The organism is Acinetobacter sp. ANC 5378 (genome assembly GCF_013004315.1).
GTDB lineage: Bacteria > Pseudomonadota > Gammaproteobacteria > Pseudomonadales > Moraxellaceae > Acinetobacter.
The window spans coordinates 1-18,619 of the sequence record NZ_JABERK010000068.1; the positions used below are offsets into that span (position 1 = coordinate 1).

Here is an 18,619-nt window from a genome sequence, read left to right on the forward strand (position 1 = left end):
GAAATACGGTATTCTGATGTGACAAAACCTGAATCCTGGTCGTTAAAGTGTTTGTTTGCACTCATATTTTAACTGTTCGGACTCAGGTTTTTTTATTTAAATCAAACTATGGGACAGCAGTGGTATATCCGCCTCTTTTTTATGCTCAAAACTTAATAGGTCGTGATAATTACGTCCACCAAGTGTTCAATGCCTTCCATGCTTTGTACCGCTTGTTCTGTAATTTTAACCACCGGCCAGGTACTTAACTTGCAGTTTTCACGCTGTAATGCTGCATAGTAAGTATCTGACTTAAAGAACACTTTATTTTCGCTGGCCGAGTTGGGCATTAACTGACGTTTTAACCAGTTGTCTTTCATTTGTGATTCAAGATAGCGAATAGCCAATAATGATTTGACGCGATTGTTAAATAAGCGGCGATTTTTAATAATTAAAGGATGTGAAAGCAGTTTATGAATGCCTTTTTCTGTGTGTGGCAAAATAAAATGCGGTGCAATTTGAAATATTTTAACCGATTTTGCATGATTACAAATTTGATCTAAATGCGTCACGGTCATTTGGTTTGCACCCACAATAGCCACATTTAAATTGGAAAAATCACACAGTTTAATATCTTCAGCGGCAACAATTTTGCCTTTGAAGTTCTGGAAAAAATCGGGCGTATTTTGAAAGAAGCCATCCAATGGATTCTTTTTCTTGTTAACCATTTACATATCCTTTCTTGTTTTACTTTGTCGCGGTTGGTTCTACTCTTTGGTATATCCAAGTTGGAACTTTTGGTAAAGATTTTTTTGAACTCTGGTCAGTCATCGCAACTATGTGATTGTTTCGAATGTGGATTAATTTTTGCTTATGATTTAGGCTGTTATGTGCTTAGGATGAAATAATTTAATATTAATCGTTGCGATGACTCTAATTTGATTTTCCTTACATCCTGGAAAATTCACTATGGCATAGTGATTCACATCTGCTTTATCTTCATAGTTTTTTAGTTGTGAACTCATAAAAAATAAAGACCTGCCATGAAAGAACAAGTCTTATTTTTATTCATGATGCTTATAAAAGCTTAGTTTTTTTCCTCATCATGTTCTATAGGTTGAAATTGTGTATTGGAATAATTGGGGACACTTGGTGGCTAGGTATGTGTTCTGAGATAGTCTAAATCGCGAATATTTTTTTGAACCGCAACTGCACCAAATAAACTCAGTAAAAATGCCATGATATAAAACCCTTTTTCACTTAATTCAAGTGAGGCATTCCATAAACCAATGGCAAGCAATGCGATGCAGATGATAATTGAAACCCAGCAAAGTCCAAAATAAATCACAGTCACTTGAATGCCTTCAAGTTTATCGCGGACAATTTTTTGCAAAGATACAGCGGCGAATAAGCCATATAAAATCAGGATTAAATAGTAGCCTTTTTCATTGAGCAACATTGACGCGTTAAACAAGCCGATGATATATGCAGCTACACCCGTGATAAGCGCAACCCAACTTACAGCAATAAATGCAGAGCTAGGTTTATTAATATATTGATTCATCCTATTTTCCATTTTTTGTATTGGATTGTTTTTATACAGTTATTATGTCTAAGCTAAACAAGATCGCAAATGTTGTCCGATCGAATCAGCATAAAATAGATAAAATGACCAGCTGAATGGGCATTGATATAAAAAAATAGCACCTATACAGGTGCTATTGAGGATTTTAAAAGGATCAAGAATTTTTGATATCCATTAATAATTCAAAGTTCTGAATACGTTTATCTGTATCGTAAATGTCACAAGTAAAAATGAATTCATCAACATTATATTTTTCTAGAAGCTTTTCTAAACCGGCCTTGACCGTCTCTGCTGAACCAATTTGTGCCATCGCATAGAAGTTGTCGACTGACATTTTTTCTGCAGGTGACCAAAGTCCTTCCATGGTTGCAACAGGGGCTTTGAGCTTTAAGCTTTGTCCACGCATTAAACCCAATACACGTTGATAGGCACTGGTGGCTAGATATTGAGCTTCTTCATCTGTCTGAGCAACCACAGTTGGAACACCCATGGAAACATAAGGGCGATCCAGATATTCAGAAGGTTCAAAGTTTTCTCTATAGAGTTTGATCGCTTGATCGAGCATGCGTGGCGCAAAATGTGAGGCAAATGAATAGGGAAGTCCTAATTTTGCCGCTAGTTGTGCACTAAATAAACTTGAACCTAAAAGCCACACTGGAACATGGGTACTTTGTCCCGGTGTTGCAATAATACGTTGATGCGGTAGTGGTTCTTTAAAGTATTGCAGAATTTCCAGTACATCTTGTGGAAACTGATCTTCAGTTTCCTGGCGACCGCGGCGTAATGCACGCATGGTGACCTGATCTGTACCTGGGGCACGTCCTAAACCGAGTTCAACACGATTCGGATAAAGGGTTGCCAAAGTACCAAATTGTTCTGCAACCACCAAAGGAGCGTGGTTAGGCAACATAATGCCACCTGAACCGACTTTTAAAGTCGTAGTATTCGCTAAGATATAACCCAGTAAAACAGCCGTTGCTGAACTGGCAATGCCGTCCATATTATGATGTTCTGCAAGCCACAGACGTTTGTAGCCTAATTGTTCGGCTTTTTGTGCTACTTCCAAAGCATGATGCAGTGAAAATTGAATGCTTTTATCATCACGGACGGGTGCAAGTTCAAGTATTGAAAATTGGATGTCTTTTAATGAACGCATTGGTTTTCTCAAGTATGATATCTAAGAAAAGCATACGATGACTGAGTGAGTTTGTATATCGTTTTTTTTCGATATATTAGGGTTGTGGGTATGAATTAAGTAATTGCAGCATTTAAATAAAAAAAGCACCCGAAGGTGCTTTAAATTGAATCTTTGGAATTAACGGTGTTTGTTCCAGCCTAAATGGCGGCCATTGTCATGGCGATCATATCGATCATCATAACGGCGGTCTTCACTGACTTTTTTACCCAAGATTGCACCACCGGCAGAACCTAAGCCAGCGCCAATATAACCACCATTGGTGCCACCCATGTTTTTACCTACGGTATAGCCACCCGCGCCACCCAACGCACCGCCAATCACAGCGCCAGTACGGTCACGTTTGTTAGCAGCAACACCAGCACCTGCACCACCACCAATAGCGGAACCAATCATTGCGCCCGTGGTACCACCCATTTGTTTACCGACTGCGGCACCGACGACACCCCCTAGGGCAGAAGTTAAGGCTGTATTTGTTGTATTACCTGCATTGGCTGTAGTCATTGTTAAAGCAGATGAAGTCACTACAGCAGCAAGAATGATTGAATTAAATTTCATGGCAAACTCCTTTTTGAAGCTTTTGTTATCTCTTGCGTTAAATGTAATAAAAAATGTGGAAAGGAAGATGGATGAGTTGTTACTGGTTTGTATTTTTTTTCTTCCTGATTTATTCATAATTAGTCACTGATCATTATGATTAAAAAGTAAAAAAGAGCACCCGAAGGTGCTTTAAAAGTTTAATCTGAATATTAACGACGATTGTAGCGACGGTTGTTATAGCTATTATAACGGCGGTCTGTACGATCATCATAACGACGATCTTCACTGACTTTTTTACCGAGTAGTGAACCACCGGCAGCACCTAAAGCAGAACCGATATAGCCGCCATTTGTACCGCCAATGCTTTTACCGACAGTGTAACCACCCACACCACCTAAACCACCACCGATTGCAGCACCAGTACGGTCACGTTTATTGGCTGAAACTGCAGCACCACCTGCACCGCCAAGAGCAGAACCAATCATGGCACCAGTATTGCCACCCATTTGTTTGCCCACTGCAGTGCCCACTACGCTACCAAGCGCAGAGGTTAAAGCAACATTGGTACTATTGCCTGCATAAGTTGCTGTCGTCGCAATAGCAGAAGTTGCAATGACTGTAGCAAATAAAATTGAATTAAATTTCATGGTGAACTCCAGTGGGAATCTTTTGTTATCTCTTGAGTCTAAGATAGGACAAAGCATTGCATTGAAGATGGATAGCTTGTTAATCGCTTGTATTTTTCTCTTCCAAATTTATCCATAATTAACAAGTAATAAGTGCAATAAACGAAAAAAGCACCCGAAGGTGCTTTTTTGTTGTGTCAACAGATCGTGTATTAACGATGGCTGCGATAATATTTTTTAGAGTGTTTTTTGTATTTACGTTGGTCAGCGCGACGATCTTCTGATACTTTTTTACCTAAAACTGAACCACCGGCAGCACCTAATGCAGAACCGATATAACCGCCAGTAGTACCACCCATGTTTTTACCTACTGCATAACCGCCTACACCGCCTAGACCGCCACCAATTGCAGCACCGGTACGATTACGACGATCTGCTGAAACTGCAGCACCACCAGCACCACCAATTGCAGAACCGATCATTGCACCAGTATTACCACCCATTTGTTTACCAAGGGCAGTACCCGCGACACTACCTAAAGCAGAAGTTGCAGCAATACGAGTTGAATTGTCGGCATGAGCATTAACTGCCATCATTGATGATGCAGCTAAAGTTGCGCTTAATAATAATGCATTCAGTTTCATAGTTAACTCCGTGTCCAAAAAAGCGGACGTTGTCAGTCAGTTATTTCGATGCAGCAAATGTAACAAAAAGATTTTCGAGAAATGTGGAGACGAGCAAACAGAGTTGTGGTGTTTAGTGTCTGCTTTGTAAAGTTATATTAACAATGTCGAAAAGCGCTCATAAAATAAACATTTATAAGGGGAATATAAATGAAACGAGAACGGATTTGGATCCCATCTTAAAAAAATCCCTTTTTATATGTGGTTTTGTCCCCACAATATCTATGTCATTTAACCCTTAGAATCGTTACACTAGGCACAATTTTTTTGCGCTGATCTATGTCATATAAGGCATGGAGATAGCCTTTGTATTGAGATATTTTGCAAAATGAAAGAATCGTTACGTTTACGATTAGATCAACTTTCTGACCGTCATGAAGAATTAAACGCATTGCTTGCGGATATAGAAGTCATTTCTGACAACAAACGCTTTCGTCAACTTTCGCGTGAACATAATGACTTAACGGAAATCACCGAAGTTTGGAAAAAGTACACCCAAGCTGAAAAAGACATTGAAACTGCTGAAGCCATGTTGTCTGATCCTGACTTTAAGGAAATGGCACAAGAAGAAATTAAAGAGAATAAAGCTTTAATCGAAGCGCTTGAATCTGACTTAAACATTCTGATGATTCCGAAAGATCCGAATGATGCCAACTCGGCCTATCTGGAAATTCGTGCCGGAACCGGTGGTGATGAAGCAGCGATTTTCTCTGGCGATTTATATCGCATGTATAGCAAGTACGCTGAAACTCAGGGCTGGAAACTCGAAATCCTTTCTGAAAATGAAGGTGAGCATGGCGGTTATAAAGAAGTCATTTGCCTGATTAATGGTGAAGGCGTATATGGCCGCTTGAAATTTGAAAGTGGCGCACACCGTGTACAGCGTGTACCTGCAACTGAGTCTCAAGGTCGAGTCCATACTTCTGCATGTACCGTTGCGATTCTTCCAGAAGTGGATGTCGATACCTCGGTTGAAATCAATCCATCTGAACTGCGTATTGATACTTACCGCGCATCGGGTGCCGGTGGTCAGCACATTAACAAAACTGACTCTGCGGTACGTATTACCCATATTCCAACGGGTACGGTCGTAGAATGTCAGGATGAACGTTCACAGCATAAAAACAAAGCCAAAGCCATGGCTTTACTGGTTTCACGTTTGGAAAATGCCAAACGTGCGGCTGCCGATGCGGCAACGTCTGAAATGCGCCGTGACTTGGTCGGTTCTGGTGACCGTTCAGAACGTATTCGTACCTATAACTATCCGCAAGGACGTATGACCGACCACCGTATTAACTTAACCTTATATAAGTTAGATGCCGTGATGGAAGGTGATTTAACCGAATTGCTCGACAGTTTACACCGCGAATATCAGGCGGATCAGTTAGCAATGCTTGCACAACAGAATGGTGGTTAATTGAATATTGCACAGGCTTTGGCCTTACGTGGTGAAGCAGAAAGTTATGAACGCCAAGAAAATGCTTGGTTGCTCGAACATATCACCAAAATTGATTCTTTTGATTTGATCATGAAAAAGGATCAGCAACTGACAGCTGAGCAAGAACAAGCTTATATTGATGGTTTAAACCGAATAGAAGATGGCGAGCCTTTAGCGTATGTGACAGGTTCACAGCCATTTTGGACGCTAGATTTAAAAGTGACCAAAGACACTTTAGTGCCGCGTCCAGATACTGAAGTTCTGGTGGAATCGGTTTTACATTTGGACTTGCCTGAAGATGCGCGTATCGTTGATTTGGGTACGGGCACAGGTGCAATTGCTTTATCACTTGCCAGTGAACGTCCTGAATGGGAAGTAACAGCAACAGATATTTATGCGCCAACTTTAGAAATTGCAAAATTTAATGCGGATAAGCATGATTTGAATCATGTGAAATTCTCATGTGGTAGTTGGTTTAAAGCGTTAGAAAAAAACCAGTTCTTTGATGTGATTGTATCGAATCCGCCATATATCGATCCTCAGGATAAACACATTAAGGGTTTGGCGGCAGAGCCTCGTCGTGCTTTGGTTGCAGGCAATAATGGGCTGGCTGATATTGAATTTATTATTCAAAACGGTAAAAAGTGGTTAACCGCCAATGGCTGGATTGCACTTGAGCATGGTTATGATCAAGCTGGTGTAGTGTATCAACTGTTTAAAAAATATGGCTATAAAGATATTCAAACCATCAAAGATTACGGTGGCAATAATCGTGTGACGATTGGCTGTTCAAGATAGCTGAAAAGTAATCGATTTAAAAATAAAGCGCTTAAAAGTGCTTTATTTTTTGACTACATCCCGCCAGCGTAATAGCCAGTTTTCAGCAAGTTTCATTAAACTATCGGTTATTTTTCCTAAAATGGCCAATAAGATAATCGCAATAATGACAATATCAGGTCGAGAAGTTTCCCGTCCATCACTGAGTAAATAGCCGATCCCTTGGGTTGCGGCTATCAGTTCGGCTGCAATCATGAACATCCAGGCCAGACTTAAGCTGTTGCGCAAACCGGTTAAAATACCGGGTGAAGCGGCAGGTAAAATAATTTCTTTAATTTGTTGAAAATATTTCAGACGATACACTTGTGCCACTTCAATCAGTTTGCGGTCTACACCCTGAATGGCGGCAACGGTATTGGTATAGGTCGGAAAAAATGCACCTATTGCAATCAAGGTGATTTTAGACGTTTCATCAATGCCTAACCATAAAAGTAAAAGTGGAATCCAGGCCAGACTTGGAATCGATTTAAGTGCTGAGAAAGAAGGTTCTAAAAATTCTTCAGCTTGCTTGTTTAAACCGACCAGAATGGCAGAAACCAGCGCAAGACCACTGCCGATAAAGAAACCTAAAAATACCCGCCAAGTACTGGTCCATATATGCAGCCACAAATCGCCTGTAGATAATTCTACTAAAGACTGCCATAAGCTACTGGGTGCTGGGAGCAAGTAGGGTGCTATAAAGCCGTTACGCACTAAAACTTCACAAAGGATGATTGCAAAAGCAGGGATGACTAGCCCTTTAAGCTTGCTTATGAATCTAAGCAAGCGAGGAGGTGTGGCGCTCTCAACTTCAGGTTTAATCTGCGCCTGCTTGGTTGTTAGAGTCGAACTCATGATTACTTCACAACCTTCTGCGCATATTTTGCATCAAAGAGTTGATCAATCACTTGACTGACATTGATACCCGGGCGAACCAAAGCTTCTTCAGTCAAAATTGTTCCCGATTTTTTTAAGGCATTGATATGTTTTGCAGTCGGTATATTTTGCTCAAAATTGGTTCGGCTGAGTTGAAGCTTGGCTACGGCAATAGGCAACTTGGATTCACGCGCCAGCAATTCTGCCAGTTTATCCGGATTGGCTTTGGCCCATTTACGTGCCTGTTCATAGGCTTTAATCACCGCTTCAATGGCTTTGGGATTTTGTTTGGCAAACTGCTCTTTGGTACTCAATACGCTGTAACTGTTAAAACCGACATTCCGATAGAGAAGTTTTGCACCAGATTGTACTTGGGCTGAAGCCATCAAAGGATCTAAACCTGCCCAGGCATCGACTTGTCCACGCTCAAGCGCGGTTTTACCATCTGGATGTTGCAAGTGTACAAGTTGTACATCTTTTTTATTCAAGCCGGCAGTTTCAAGTGCCTGTAAGGTGAACAGGAAAGGATCTGTCCCTTTGGTTGCTGCAATTTTCTTACCTTTTAAATCTTTTAGGCTTTTAATCGGGGAATTTTTTGCAACGATTAACGCCGTCCATTCAGGCTGACTTTGAATATAAACGGTTTTAATCGGACTCCCATTAGCGCGGCTAAGGGCTGCCGCTAAACCTGCAGTCGATGAAAAATCTACGCTATCACTATTTAAGTATTCGAGTGAACGGTTACTGCCTTGGCTAAAGACCCATTTAATTTGAGTTTTAGGCAGTGCTTTTTCTAAAAGTTTTTGTTCCTTAACAACCAGGCTGGTAGGAGCGTAGTAAGCATAATCCAGTTTGAGGGTATCCGGGATGGCTGCGAAACTCGACTGACTTCCCAAACCGAGTGTAAGTGCAGTAAATAATATTTTAGTTTTAAAACCGAAAGTGTACATATAAACCCCATAAAATTGTAGAATTCTGTATGGGAGCTGATATTGCCAGTCATTAATGGTAAAAGAGAAAACAGTAATTTTTATAAAATTATCTTAATTTTGCATATGTTGAACTTTATATTTTAACTGACTGAATTTTATTAAATTAAAATTTATTTTTTAGCTTTTTCTGCTTTATATTAAAAAGATACATTGGAATGAATAAAATTAAAATAGTATTTATTTTAAATATTGGATACACAAGGAAATTACTTTGTCATTACATTAAATATACTTTTAGTTAAGGGAAAATGCCGACGATAGCTCCTCTCTCAATGCAACATTTAAATAGAAGACTATTTTCAATAAAAGATTATTTGAACGAAGGGTGCTATATCTCGATATTTTTTATCTTCATATGTGGGGCAATCATTGGGGAGTTATTGATTGATGCCTTGAGTGGCCTAAAAATACCGTGATTGATCTGCTACCGATTCAGCAAAAAATAGAGCTGGTAGTTAATGCCATGTTTCAAGCGAATGAATAAAAAGAAATATTGTGTTGATCTGTATTCAGATCTATCAAATTGAGCCAAAAAAAGCGACTCACTGGAGTCGCTTTTTTTAATTTGCTTCAGATTTATACCGGAAAATCTTGTAAACAATCAGAAATTTCTAATTGTGTCAGCATATTCGTTTCGAGTGCTAAACAAAGTGCCACAATTTTTGCAGTATCTGCAAGATATTGATCATCTTTTAAAGCTGTTCCCGTTTGTAAAGCTTGAATACGGTCTGCGCTGATGTCGAGTGCCTGAGCTGTTTCAATGGCATCTGCACGATTAAAAAAGCTGATGACAGATTTTTGAAGGGCAGAATCAGAAGCATTTAAAATACCTTGATTCAATAGCTCATCAAATTGAGAAGTGTGAGTGTTGAGAGAATGAGTAAAATTTTGCACTAAACTTTGCTCTAGTACATCAATCATCTTAAGCATGTCAGAACCTTTAATTTAAGGTGATTCCACGAGGAGGAGAACAGCAGGTTAAGCATAAAACTATGCTTTTAAATTGAGTGAAAAATAACCTATTTTGGAGCTTTATGCAAATATCTTTCGATGAATGGTGGGTCGATTTTTTAAGCCAATGAAAACTTTAAAAATTATTAAATAATGATTTTAAGCTATGTAAATACAAGTCACTTACTGCTCTTTATGTTGACGATAAGCCCCCGGACTGACACCTGTCCATTTCTTGAAAGCACGGTGAAATGCACTTGGGTCATGAAAGCTTAATTCATCACTAATGTCTTGTAGGGTTTTGTCTGTTTTGGTGAGAAATTCAATAGCAGTATCACGCCGGATATCATTTTTTAATTGTTGATAACTAACGCCTTCACTTTTTAAGCGTCTTTGAATGGTGGCATCGGACATATTTAAACGTTGTGCAATTTCATTCAGCTCTAACCATTCAGCAGGTGGAACGTTCATTAAGTGTTTACGTATTTGAGAGCTAATGGCATTCGGATTTTTAAAGCGTACCAATAGATTGTGTGGAGTTTGCTGAATGAACCGATACCATGATTGCATATCTTGCTTGATCTGAATGTTTAAATAATTGGCATCGAACTGAATGTAGTTTTCATTGCTATTGTATTGAATGTTTTCACAAAACCGGACTTTATAGTCCTGATCATCCAGCGGAGAATCGCATTTGAGTTGAATCTGCTTGAGTAAAATTCTTTGCCCGCTTAACCAGCACATCAAGCCATGAATCAGCATTAAATAGGTGGCATAGCTGAACATTCTTTTGGTCTGCTTTTGCTCGTAAATCACGATATAAGCGTAGTTTTCCTGAACAAATAATTGGCTCACAAAATCATCCAGAACAAGATTTAAAAACTGCAAAATATGTTGAACTGCTTTTTCCAGTGTTTCGGCATGCATGACGGATTGTGATAACAGTTTAAAACTGCCACGACGCATCGGATGGCTATCCATGCCAAAAAACTCGTCGTTCATGGCATCAGCCAGTTCAATCCAAAGCTGAGCATATTGTGACACTGAAACACGTGCTTTACTGGATTGCATTAACTCAACAGGAATACCTGATTTGAGTAGGATATTCTGTGTATTCAATCCTTGATGGTCGGCAGACAGTAGTGCCTCATGGACAAGACTGATTGAGATGGTTCCTTTGCTGTCGTTTAACTCTTGTTCATTCATGTACTGATGTCCATGTTCAGTTCATTTGTGCGATAGATTGGATTGTCCGAATCCATCATTTAGGATGCATTATTTGGAAATTGTACTCTAGCTTAACTGCATTTACTCTGCATCTTAAGTCGAGTGTTCATACAAAGAATTGGCAGGAATATAAAATGAAAATTCAAGGAAAAGTGTTTGTTGTGACAGGTGGTGCATCAGGTTTAGGTGCAGCAACTGCAACGTATTTGGTCGGTCAAGGTGCAAAAGTCATTATGGTCGATATGAATCAAGAGCTTGGTTTGGAAATGCAACAGCGTTTAGGTGAGCACTCAGTCTTCGTAAAACTGGATGTGACTGATGAGCACGCAGTAAAAGTATTTTTTGACAATCTTGAAAAAGAGTATGGTCAATTAAATGGTTTGGTCAATTGTGCTGGAATCGCTCCATCTGCCAAAGTACTTGGACGTGAGGGCATGCATGATTTTGTCATGTTCCAAAAAGTTTTGAATATTAATGTCAGCGGTACATTCAACATGATTCGTTTTGCTGCAAATTTGATAGCAAAATATGAATTAAAAGCAGGTGAAGAAGAGCGCGGTGTCATCGTAAATACAGCTTCAGTTGCTGCATTTGATGGTCAGATTGGTCAATCTGCTTATGCAGCATCGAAAGGTGCCGTGGTTGCCATGACTTTACCTTTGGCACGTGAGCTTGCACGTGAAGCGATTCGTGTAATGACCATTGCACCAGGCATTATGGAAACGCCAATGTTGAAAGGTATGCCGCAAAATGTACAGGATGCTTTGGGACAGATGGTGCCGTTTCCACCACGTTTAGCCAAACCGGAAGAGTTTGCGCATTTGGTCGGACATATTTTTGAAAATGCTTATTTGAATGGGGAAGTGATTCGGCTGGATGGCGCGATTCGTATGCAGCCTAAGTAAGCTAGATTTTTTTAATAATAAAGCTCTATACAGCTGTAAATTACTTGTCGAGTTTAAAGGCTCTGCGGAAGCATTCATTTTCTTTTGAAGGATCAAAAGAAACAAAAATCCTTTGTGAAACTGAAGATACGTCCTTGTATCTCAGTTTTGCAAGTGACATCCATGTCGCCGTCATGTACTCCAGATACAGTCACTTTTAAAAAGTTTGAAATGAATAAAATAGATATAGAAAGGGAAGCTCAATGATTTTAAATGATGAACAAAAGATGGTTCAGGATATGTTGCGCAATTATTCGCAAAACAAGCTGAAACCCACTGCCGCAGAACGCGATAAAACCGCGAAATTTCCCGCACAAGAATTAAAAGAACTGGGTGAACTTGGTGCCTTAGGCATGACAGTGTCCGAACAATGGGGCGGTGCGGGCTTAGACTATATTTCACTTGTGGTTGCTTTAGAGGAAATTGCTGCCGGTGATGGGGCGATTTCAACGATTGTCAGCGTGCAAAACTCGCTACCTTGTGGAATTACCCAACGCTACGGTACAGAAGAACAAAAACAAAAATATCTAACCAAACTGGCGACAGGTGAATGGTTGGGATGTTTTTGCTTAACAGAACCTCAAGCCGGTTCAGATGCAGGTGCACTTGAATGCAAGGCAGAACGTGATGGTGATTTTTGGGTACTCAATGGCATCAAACAATTCATTACCACAGGCAAGTATGCACAAGTGGCGATTGTCTTTGCGGTGACGGATAAAGCTGCAGGGAAAAAAGGCATTTCCTGTTTCCTCGTTCCTACAGACACAGAAGGTTATATCGTTTCGCGTCTTGAAGAAAAGATGGGACAACACTGTTCAGATACTGCAACCATCATTTTTGAAAATTGTCGTATTCCTGCCGAAAACCTATTAGGCAAAGAAGGCGAAGGCTACAAAATCGCTTTGTCTAATCTGGAGTCTGGGCGAATAGGGATTGCCGCGCAATCTGTCGGCATGGCACGTGCTGCACTTGATGCTGCTGTGGAATATGCCAATGAACGTAAAGCTTTTGGGGTAGAGATTGTACAACATCAAGCCGTGGCATTCCGTCTGGCGGATATGGCCACGCAGATTGAAGCGGCACGACAACTGATTTTCCATGCTGCCACTTTAAAAGATGCAGGGCTGCCATGTTTGAAAGAAGCTTCAATGGCGAAATTGTTTGCGTCCACCATGGCGGAACGGGTATGTTCAGATGCGATTCAAATTCATGGCGGTTATGGCTATGTGTCTGATTTTCCAGTAGAGCGAATTTACCGTGATGTACGGGTCAGCCAGATTTATGAAGGGGCTTCGGACATTCAGCGTTTAGTCATTGCACGTGAAGTCACTAAAATCTAAATAGCGATTTAACTGTGGTTAAATTTCAGACTTTAGTGGGTGCTCAAATCCTGCACATTTTTTGATGGATTCGGAAATTGCAGGATGACATTAAGCATGTTTATCTAGGTGAATAGTGAAGCTAGAAGATTAAAAATGCTGAATGTGTTTTGGCATTTTTAGAATGAGAACAATAAGCAAAATGGATCAACAAAGCAGGAGCTTTGTTTAATAAAAGAATGGATGAGAGGTTGTGGTCATGAAGACATTAGAACAGGCATATCAAGAATTTAATTTTGATAATTTTCTTGCAGAACAACTGGTGGGTACAGCTGGGTCAGTCAATGCCTATGTTGAATGTTGCGAGCGTTATCTTGGTTCAAATAAAACTGCCCTAATCTGGGAAGGAAAAAATGGCGATTCCGCAGAGTGGACATTCGAACAGTTGGCGGAAGCATCTGGAAAATTGGCAAATTATTTTACGTCAATTGGCTTAAAAGCAGGTGATTGCATTGCCGGATTATTACCGCGTACACCTGAATTACTGATTACAATTCTAGCCACCTGGCGCATGGGTGCAATTTATCAGCCCTTGTTTACTGCATTTGAGTCAAAAGCCATTGAACATCGTATCAATACCGCTAAAACAAAATTGATTGTGACCAATGACGAACAGCGTCTAAAACTGAATGGTGTGGCTGTACCGCATATTTTAACGGTACATCAAAGTAATACATTAAGTCATCAAGATGATGATTTTTGGACAGAACTGACCAAGCAATCTTCAACTTTTGAACCAGTGATGCAAACTTTTGAAGATGATTTCCTGATGATGTTTACTTCAGGTACTACAGGTTTGGCCAAATCAGTTCCTGTTCCTTTAAAAGCGGTGCTGGCATTTAAAGGTTATATGACCTATGCCGTGGATTTGCGTGAACAAGATTCTTTCTGGAATCTGGCGGATCCAGGTTGGGCATATGGTTTGTACTACGGTATTACCGGACCTTTAAGCTTGGGGCATAGCATTATTATGGATGAACGTGCGTTTAGTGTAGATAATGCCGTGCAAGTGATTCAAAAATATAAAGTCAGTAATTTAACCGGTTCACCAACCGCTTTCCGGATGTTTTTTGGATTCAAGGAAAAATTTGATCCCTCAATTAAAGAACATTTACGTGTGGTGAGTAGTGCAGGTGAGCCTTTAACCCCGGAAGTGATTCACTGGTTTAACCATGATTTAAATGTGAATATTTATGATCAATATGGACAGACTGAACTGGGGATGGTGATTGCCAATCATCATGCATTGGAACATGAAAAGAAAGTCGGTTCAGCGGGTTATGCCATTCCGGGACATCGCTTTGCAGTATTGAATAAAGATCATCAGGAAGTCGAAAAAGGCGGTATTGGAACACTGGCGATTGATAATTCACAATCACCATTGGCCTGGTTTAAAGGTTATGACGGACATAACCTTAAATCCTTTGTTGGTCATTATTATTTAACCGGTGATACCGTTAAATTAAATGAATTTGGCGGGGTGGATTTCATTGGTCGTGCTGACGATGTCATTACAACGTCAGGTTATCGTGTGGGCCCTTTCGATGTTGAAAGCACTTTACTGGAATGTGAAGAAGTTTTGGAATCTGCAGTCATTGGTAAGCCAGATCCAGAACGTACCGAAGTGGTCAAAGCTTTTGTAGTCCTTAAACCGAAATTTTCAGCTTCAGATGAATTAAGTCGTAAGCTTCAGGAATATGTGCGTTCGCGTTTATCGAAGCATGCTTATCCGAAGGAGATTGAATTTGTAGAAGGTTTACCTAAAACCTCTAGTGGCAAAATTCAACGCAATTTACTCAAGCAACAGGAAATTGCCAAAATACAGGGAATTCAAAAAGTCAGTTAAACCAATTCTAGTTTTAAAAGTTCCATGCTCTTGCACCCGAAAGGGTGCTTTTTTTATTTAGCCCTCTTTAATCATCATTTTGAACTATAATTCATCCTGAACTTAAATGAATAATATTAGTCGACAGGGATTGCCAAGTGACCGATGTAGATATGGATCTAGAGTTAAGTGACGCAGAAATGCATCTGTATAGCCGGCAAATTCTTCTTGATGGCTGGGACATTGAAGCACAGGAAAAACTGAAACTTGCCAATGTTCTGATTGTCGGTTGCGGTGGAATCGGTTGTGCAACCGCAGAACTTCTAGCTCGTGCAGGTGTGGGGCAAATTACCTTAATCGATGCCGATACCATTGAAATGAGTAATCTACAACGACAAATAGCCTATGTGGAAGAAAATATTGGTTTCTATAAATCCGAAATACTGGCTAAACGTCTAAAACAAATTAATCCGCATATCCGTGTTGAATCTCAAACGGTAAAACTGGATGAAAGCAATGCAGCACAACTCATTTCAACTCAAGATTTAATCTTGGATGGCTGTGATAATTTCACTACACGTTACCTCGTCAATCAGACCTGCCAGCAATTTGGTGTGCCTTTAATCAGTGCTTCCGCAATTGGTTTTCAGGGACAACTGTTTATGGTGGAAGGCGAGTCTGCCTGTTATGAATGTCTATTTCCCAAAGAACAGCATGCCAATGAAAACCTGCGCTGTGCAGATTCAGGGGTATTAGCCACGACCCCGAATGTTATGGCCAGCTTGCAGGCCCATCATGCTTTACTTTATTTGGGACTAGGCAAAACACCACTGAAGCAAAAACTGATGCTCTGGGATGGTTTAAGCATGAAGCAACGTTTACTTGCTTTCGAAAAAGATACTGATTGTCCAATCTGTCAGGCAAGATAGACCTGCAAAGCAATATTTTTTTGCTACACTCACTACAATTTAATTCTAAGCTGACATTATGAAAAACAATATCTGGTTAGATGGCCTGCGTTCAGTTGCCCGTGTGGGGGAAACAGCTGTCATTGCAGCAAAAGCCGGCATTAAATACGCCACAGAAAAACCAAGTAACGCAAAATTGATGCGTGAAACTTTTGAATCGCTCGGTTCAACCTATATTAAACTTGGGCAGTTTATTGCCAGTACACCGTCTTTATTCCCACGTGAATATGTTGAGGAATTTCAGGGCTGTTTAGATCAAACACCATCTCTGCCATTTAGCTATGTGCAAGGGGTTTTGGCCTCTGAATTTGCAGGTAGAAATTTAGATGAAATCTTTGCCTCGATTGACGAAAAGCCTTTAGCTTCAGCATCTATTGCACAAGTTCACGCAGCTAGACTTGTAACGGGTGAAGATGTGGTGATTAAAGTGCAAAAGCCAGGTGTAGAAACTATTCTATATACCGACTTAAATGTATTGCATTGGGCAACCAAAGTTTTAGAAAAAGCCGTACCGAAAGTAAAGTTTGCATCACTTGCCGATATTGTTGATGAAATTAAGACCCGAATGGTGCGTGAAGTCGATTTTATTGAAGAAGCGCAAAATCTGGATGATTTTGTCAATTATCTGAATGTGACTCAAAACTCAAGAGCCACAGCCCCCAAAGTTTATCATCAATATTCAACCCGTCGTGTACTGACCATGCAGCGCCTGTATGGTGTGCCTTTGACTGATTTTGATGTAGTAAAAAAAGTATCTAAAGATCCATCACAAGTACTGATTACTGCCATGAATACCTGGTTCGGTAGCTTGATGATGTGTAACAGTTTCCATGCCGATTTGCATGCAGGTAATCTGATGCTGCTTGAAGATGGTCGTGTCGGTTTTATCGATTTTGGTATTGTCGGTCAGCTTAATCCTGAAGTGTGGACAGCCTGTATCGCATTTATGGATGCACTGCAAAAAACCAATTACAACTTGATGGCAGAAAACATGCTGAAAATGGGCATGACTGACAAGAAAATTGATACTCAAGTTCTGGCAGCGGATTTGGAACGTCTATTTAGTGGGGTATTACTTGCCGATCCACAAGAATTACTCACTTCAAATCCAGCAGATTTAAATGACATCATGATGGATATGGTTGGCGTAGGTGAGCGTCATGGTATTCGCTTCCCACGCGATTTTGCCTTGCTGTTTAAACAAATGCTGTATTTCGATCGCTTTATGCGCATTCTTGCACCGTATACCGATATTTATGCAGACCAAAGACTGCAAATGGTGCAAACTCTTGATCCGAATGTGTTGTTAAAAAACTAAGTTATTAGTTTGAAAATCTCCTTAAAATCCCTCTTTATAAAAGAGGGACTTTTCTTTTTTTAAAAGAATGTTAAGGAGATTCAAAAATCAAAGTCAGTAAAGGGTAAAAACATGGATGCAATTATCATTGAAGGTTTGAAGGTCGAAACAGTGGTGGGATGTTTCAATTGGGAACGTCAAATCATTCAGCCTTTAATGCTTGATATGACCATCCAGACCAGTTTGGAACAGGCTTCTAATTCTGATGAACTGGAACATACGCTGAATTATGCGGAAATTTGCGAAATTTCTGCCACTGTTATTCAAAAAGCACAGCCAAAATTGATTGAACATGCAGCAAAGCTTGTTCTAAATGCGCTTTTTACTACCTTTCCTGCGGTTGAATCGATTATGATTACGATCCGTAAGCCTGCCATTATCGCGCAAGCAAATTCTGTAGGAATTCGTCTTGAACGCCACCGAAACGATATTCGCCTTAGCTCTGGCGAGTAATTGTCATCCTGAACACCATTTTAAGCAGGCATTTGCCCAGATTGCTGAAATTGGACAGGTTCAATTCTCTGAAATTTATTTAATTCCATGTCGTGATGGTGTTGGTGCAGATTATTGGAATGCGGCGTGTTTGCTCAAAAGTAAAATGAGCGTCGAAGAAATGACTTCCATCCTTAAAAAAATGGAAGATGATTCCGGCCGTGTACGTCCATCGCATCAAATTTCTTTGGATGTGGATCTGATTGCGTGGGGAGAAGACTTGTCTCATATGCAATTTAATCCGAAGAAATTACCTCTCGCAACTGATGTCAAAATTCCAATGCTGGATATTTGGCAGAGTGTTGAGTTTCAACATGAAAAACATGAATTTCCAATTGTGCATTGGGTAGATTAAGTTTTACTAAGTTCATTATAAGATGATTCTAGTTTTTAAATAGCCTAAGTAAACTATGATTTTAATCTAGAAGTATTATTTGAGTTGGCTCTAACAACAAAAAATATAGCAACATGTAGGTGAGTGCTTGTAGAGTTTGACTGATTAAAATTGTAAAAATCATCAAATCTTAAGCAGGGAACATTATATATCATTTAAAAAGCCCGATCTTTGCAGATTAGGCTCTTTAATCATAGTTAAATAAATGATTTTAAATGAATAATAAAAGCTGTTATTCCCAAGTAGAAATGTCCTACCTAATAACCAAATAGAAATGTCCTATATGGACATTTCCAAGTCAAGCACAGGATTCAGATTTCGTTGTTGAATTGCTGTTTTCTGTGCACGTCTG

At 39.9% G+C, this 18,619-nt stretch carries 19 protein-coding genes; 9 read left to right on the top strand and 10 right to left on the bottom strand.

All coding sequences use genetic code 11. The features are described from left to right. Nucleotides 1–152 precede the first annotated feature (152 nt). The 6 genes from HLH16_RS13510 to HLH16_RS13535 all read right to left on the bottom strand — a co-directional run bounded on the left by HLH16_RS13510 (nt 153) and on the right by HLH16_RS13535 (nt 4,569). Nucleotides 153–707 carry an NAD(P)/FAD-dependent oxidoreductase gene (locus tag HLH16_RS13510; protein ID WP_171529722.1) on the bottom strand — a complete coding sequence of 185 codons (555 nt, stop codon included), beginning with the start codon at nt 705–707 and terminating at the stop codon, nt 153–155. A gap of 428 nt (nt 708–1,135) precedes the next feature. Continuing rightward, nucleotides 1,136–1,543 carry an inner membrane protein YiaA gene (gene yiaA / locus HLH16_RS13515; RefSeq protein WP_171529723.1) on the bottom strand — a complete coding sequence of 136 codons (408 nt, stop codon included), beginning with the start codon at nt 1,541–1,543 and terminating at the stop codon, nt 1,136–1,138. A 175-nt stretch (nt 1,544–1,718) separates the two neighbouring features. Then, on the bottom strand, nt 1,719–2,720 hold the full coding sequence (locus HLH16_RS13520; protein WP_171529724.1) for an LLM class flavin-dependent oxidoreductase: 1,002 nt from the start codon (nt 2,718–2,720) through the stop codon (nt 1,719–1,721). Nucleotides 2,721–2,879: 159 nt separating this feature from the next. Continuing rightward, nucleotides 2,880–3,317, bottom strand: a complete 438-nt coding sequence (locus HLH16_RS13525) for a YMGG-like glycine zipper-containing protein (protein WP_171529725.1) — start codon at nt 3,315–3,317, stop codon at nt 2,880–2,882. Between the two features lie 191 nt (nt 3,318–3,508). Continuing rightward, nucleotides 3,509–3,946, bottom strand: coding sequence for a hypothetical protein (locus tag HLH16_RS13530; RefSeq protein WP_171529726.1), 438 nt, complete (start codon nt 3,944–3,946; stop codon nt 3,509–3,511). A 191-nt stretch (nt 3,947–4,137) separates the two neighbouring features. Then, complete coding sequence (locus HLH16_RS13535) at nt 4,138–4,569, bottom strand: hypothetical protein (RefSeq protein ID WP_171529727.1); 432 nt, start codon at nt 4,567–4,569, stop codon at nt 4,138–4,140. Between the two features lie 367 nt (nt 4,570–4,936). Here HLH16_RS13535 and prfA point away from each other — a divergent pair, with 367 nt between their 5' ends. Together prfA and prmC are read left to right on the top strand one after the other, a co-directional pair. After that, entirely contained in the window at nt 4,937–6,025 is a 1,089-nt protein-coding gene (prfA, locus tag HLH16_RS13540; protein WP_171529728.1) for a peptide chain release factor 1, read from the top strand. Then, nucleotides 6,026–6,844, top strand: coding sequence for a peptide chain release factor N(5)-glutamine methyltransferase (prmC, locus tag HLH16_RS13545; RefSeq protein WP_171529729.1), 819 nt, complete (start codon nt 6,026–6,028; stop codon nt 6,842–6,844). 42 nt (nt 6,845–6,886) lie between these two features. Here the strand turns inward: prmC and HLH16_RS13550 are convergent, their stop codons facing one another. From HLH16_RS13550 to HLH16_RS13565, 4 genes are all read right to left on the bottom strand, one after another. Next, entirely contained in the window at nt 6,887–7,717 is an 831-nt protein-coding gene (locus HLH16_RS13550) for an ABC transporter permease (RefSeq protein WP_171529730.1), read from the bottom strand. A gap of 2 nt (nt 7,718–7,719) precedes the next feature. Next, nucleotides 7,720–8,688, bottom strand: a complete 969-nt coding sequence (locus tag HLH16_RS13555; protein ID WP_171529731.1) for an aliphatic sulfonate ABC transporter substrate-binding protein — start codon at nt 8,686–8,688, stop codon at nt 7,720–7,722. A gap of 618 nt (nt 8,689–9,306) precedes the next feature. Then, on the bottom strand, nt 9,307–9,660 hold the full coding sequence (locus HLH16_RS13560; protein ID WP_171529732.1) for a hypothetical protein: 354 nt from the start codon (nt 9,658–9,660) through the stop codon (nt 9,307–9,309). Between the two features lie 204 nt (nt 9,661–9,864). After that, nucleotides 9,865–10,887 (bottom strand): AraC family transcriptional regulator, encoded by a 1,023-nt coding sequence (locus HLH16_RS13565; RefSeq protein WP_171529733.1) that lies wholly within the window; start codon nt 10,885–10,887, stop codon nt 9,865–9,867. A 155-nt stretch (nt 10,888–11,042) separates the two neighbouring features. Between HLH16_RS13565 and HLH16_RS13570 the strand changes: the two genes are divergently transcribed. From HLH16_RS13570 to HLH16_RS13600, 7 genes are all read left to right on the top strand, one after another. After that, entirely contained in the window at nt 11,043–11,813 is a 771-nt protein-coding gene (locus HLH16_RS13570) for a 3-hydroxyacyl-CoA dehydrogenase (protein ID WP_171529734.1), read from the top strand. Between the two features lie 242 nt (nt 11,814–12,055). After that, nucleotides 12,056–13,192, top strand: a complete 1,137-nt coding sequence (locus tag HLH16_RS13575) for an acyl-CoA dehydrogenase family protein (protein ID WP_171529735.1) — start codon at nt 12,056–12,058, stop codon at nt 13,190–13,192. Nucleotides 13,193–13,430: 238 nt separating this feature from the next. Next, nucleotides 13,431–15,077 (top strand): AMP-binding protein, encoded by a 1,647-nt coding sequence (locus HLH16_RS13580; protein ID WP_171529736.1) that lies wholly within the window; start codon nt 13,431–13,433, stop codon nt 15,075–15,077. 152 nt (nt 15,078–15,229) lie between these two features. Beyond that, nucleotides 15,230–15,985 (top strand): HesA/MoeB/ThiF family protein, encoded by a 756-nt coding sequence (locus HLH16_RS13585; RefSeq protein WP_171529739.1) that lies wholly within the window; start codon nt 15,230–15,232, stop codon nt 15,983–15,985. 58 nt (nt 15,986–16,043) lie between these two features. After that, nucleotides 16,044–17,342 (top strand): ABC1 kinase family protein, encoded by a 1,299-nt coding sequence (locus HLH16_RS13590; RefSeq protein ID WP_171529737.1) that lies wholly within the window; start codon nt 16,044–16,046, stop codon nt 17,340–17,342. Nucleotides 17,343–17,453: 111 nt separating this feature from the next. After that, nucleotides 17,454–17,834 (top strand): dihydroneopterin aldolase, encoded by a 381-nt coding sequence (gene folB, locus HLH16_RS13595; protein WP_067726224.1) that lies wholly within the window; start codon nt 17,454–17,456, stop codon nt 17,832–17,834. After that, nucleotides 17,791–18,228, top strand: a complete 438-nt coding sequence (locus tag HLH16_RS13600) for a 2-amino-4-hydroxy-6-hydroxymethyldihydropteridine diphosphokinase (RefSeq protein WP_171529738.1) — start codon at nt 17,791–17,793, stop codon at nt 18,226–18,228. Before folB ends, HLH16_RS13600 begins: the two co-directional genes overlap by 44 nt. Nucleotides 18,229–18,619 lie beyond the last annotated feature (391 nt).

Coding starts and splice junctions, on each gene's coding strand:
- HLH16_RS13550 (WP_171529730.1), bottom strand. CDS start 7,717: ATGAGTTCGACTCTAACAACCAAGCAGGCGCAGATTAAACCTGAAGTT.
- HLH16_RS13575 (WP_171529735.1), top strand. CDS start 12,056: ATGATTTTAAATGATGAACAAAAGATGGTTCAGGATATGTTGCGCAAT.
- HLH16_RS13560 (WP_171529732.1), bottom strand. CDS start 9,660: ATGCTTAAGATGATTGATGTACTAGAGCAAAGTTTAGTGCAAAATTTT.
- HLH16_RS13565 (WP_171529733.1), bottom strand. CDS start 10,887: ATGAATGAACAAGAGTTAAACGACAGCAAAGGAACCATCTCAATCAGT.
- HLH16_RS13510 (WP_171529722.1), bottom strand. CDS start 707: ATGGTTAACAAGAAAAAGAATCCATTGGATGGCTTCTTTCAAAATACG.
- folB (WP_067726224.1), top strand. CDS start 17,454: ATGGATGCAATTATCATTGAAGGTTTGAAGGTCGAAACAGTGGTGGGA.
- HLH16_RS13580 (WP_171529736.1), top strand. CDS start 13,431: ATGAAGACATTAGAACAGGCATATCAAGAATTTAATTTTGATAATTTT.
- HLH16_RS13570 (WP_171529734.1), top strand. CDS start 11,043: ATGAAAATTCAAGGAAAAGTGTTTGTTGTGACAGGTGGTGCATCAGGT.
- HLH16_RS13525 (WP_171529725.1), bottom strand. CDS start 3,317: ATGAAATTTAATTCAATCATTCTTGCTGCTGTAGTGACTTCATCTGCT.
- HLH16_RS13520 (WP_171529724.1), bottom strand. CDS start 2,720: ATGCGTTCATTAAAAGACATCCAATTTTCAATACTTGAACTTGCACCC.
- HLH16_RS13530 (WP_171529726.1), bottom strand. CDS start 3,946: ATGAAATTTAATTCAATTTTATTTGCTACAGTCATTGCAACTTCTGCT.
- yiaA (WP_171529723.1), bottom strand. CDS start 1,543: ATGAATCAATATATTAATAAACCTAGCTCTGCATTTATTGCTGTAAGT.
- prfA (WP_171529728.1), top strand. CDS start 4,937: ATGAAAGAATCGTTACGTTTACGATTAGATCAACTTTCTGACCGTCAT.
- HLH16_RS13585 (WP_171529739.1), top strand. CDS start 15,230: ATGGATCTAGAGTTAAGTGACGCAGAAATGCATCTGTATAGCCGGCAA.
- HLH16_RS13590 (WP_171529737.1), top strand. CDS start 16,044: ATGAAAAACAATATCTGGTTAGATGGCCTGCGTTCAGTTGCCCGTGTG.
- HLH16_RS13555 (WP_171529731.1), bottom strand. CDS start 8,688: ATGTACACTTTCGGTTTTAAAACTAAAATATTATTTACTGCACTTACA.
- HLH16_RS13535 (WP_171529727.1), bottom strand. CDS start 4,569: ATGAAACTGAATGCATTATTATTAAGCGCAACTTTAGCTGCATCATCA.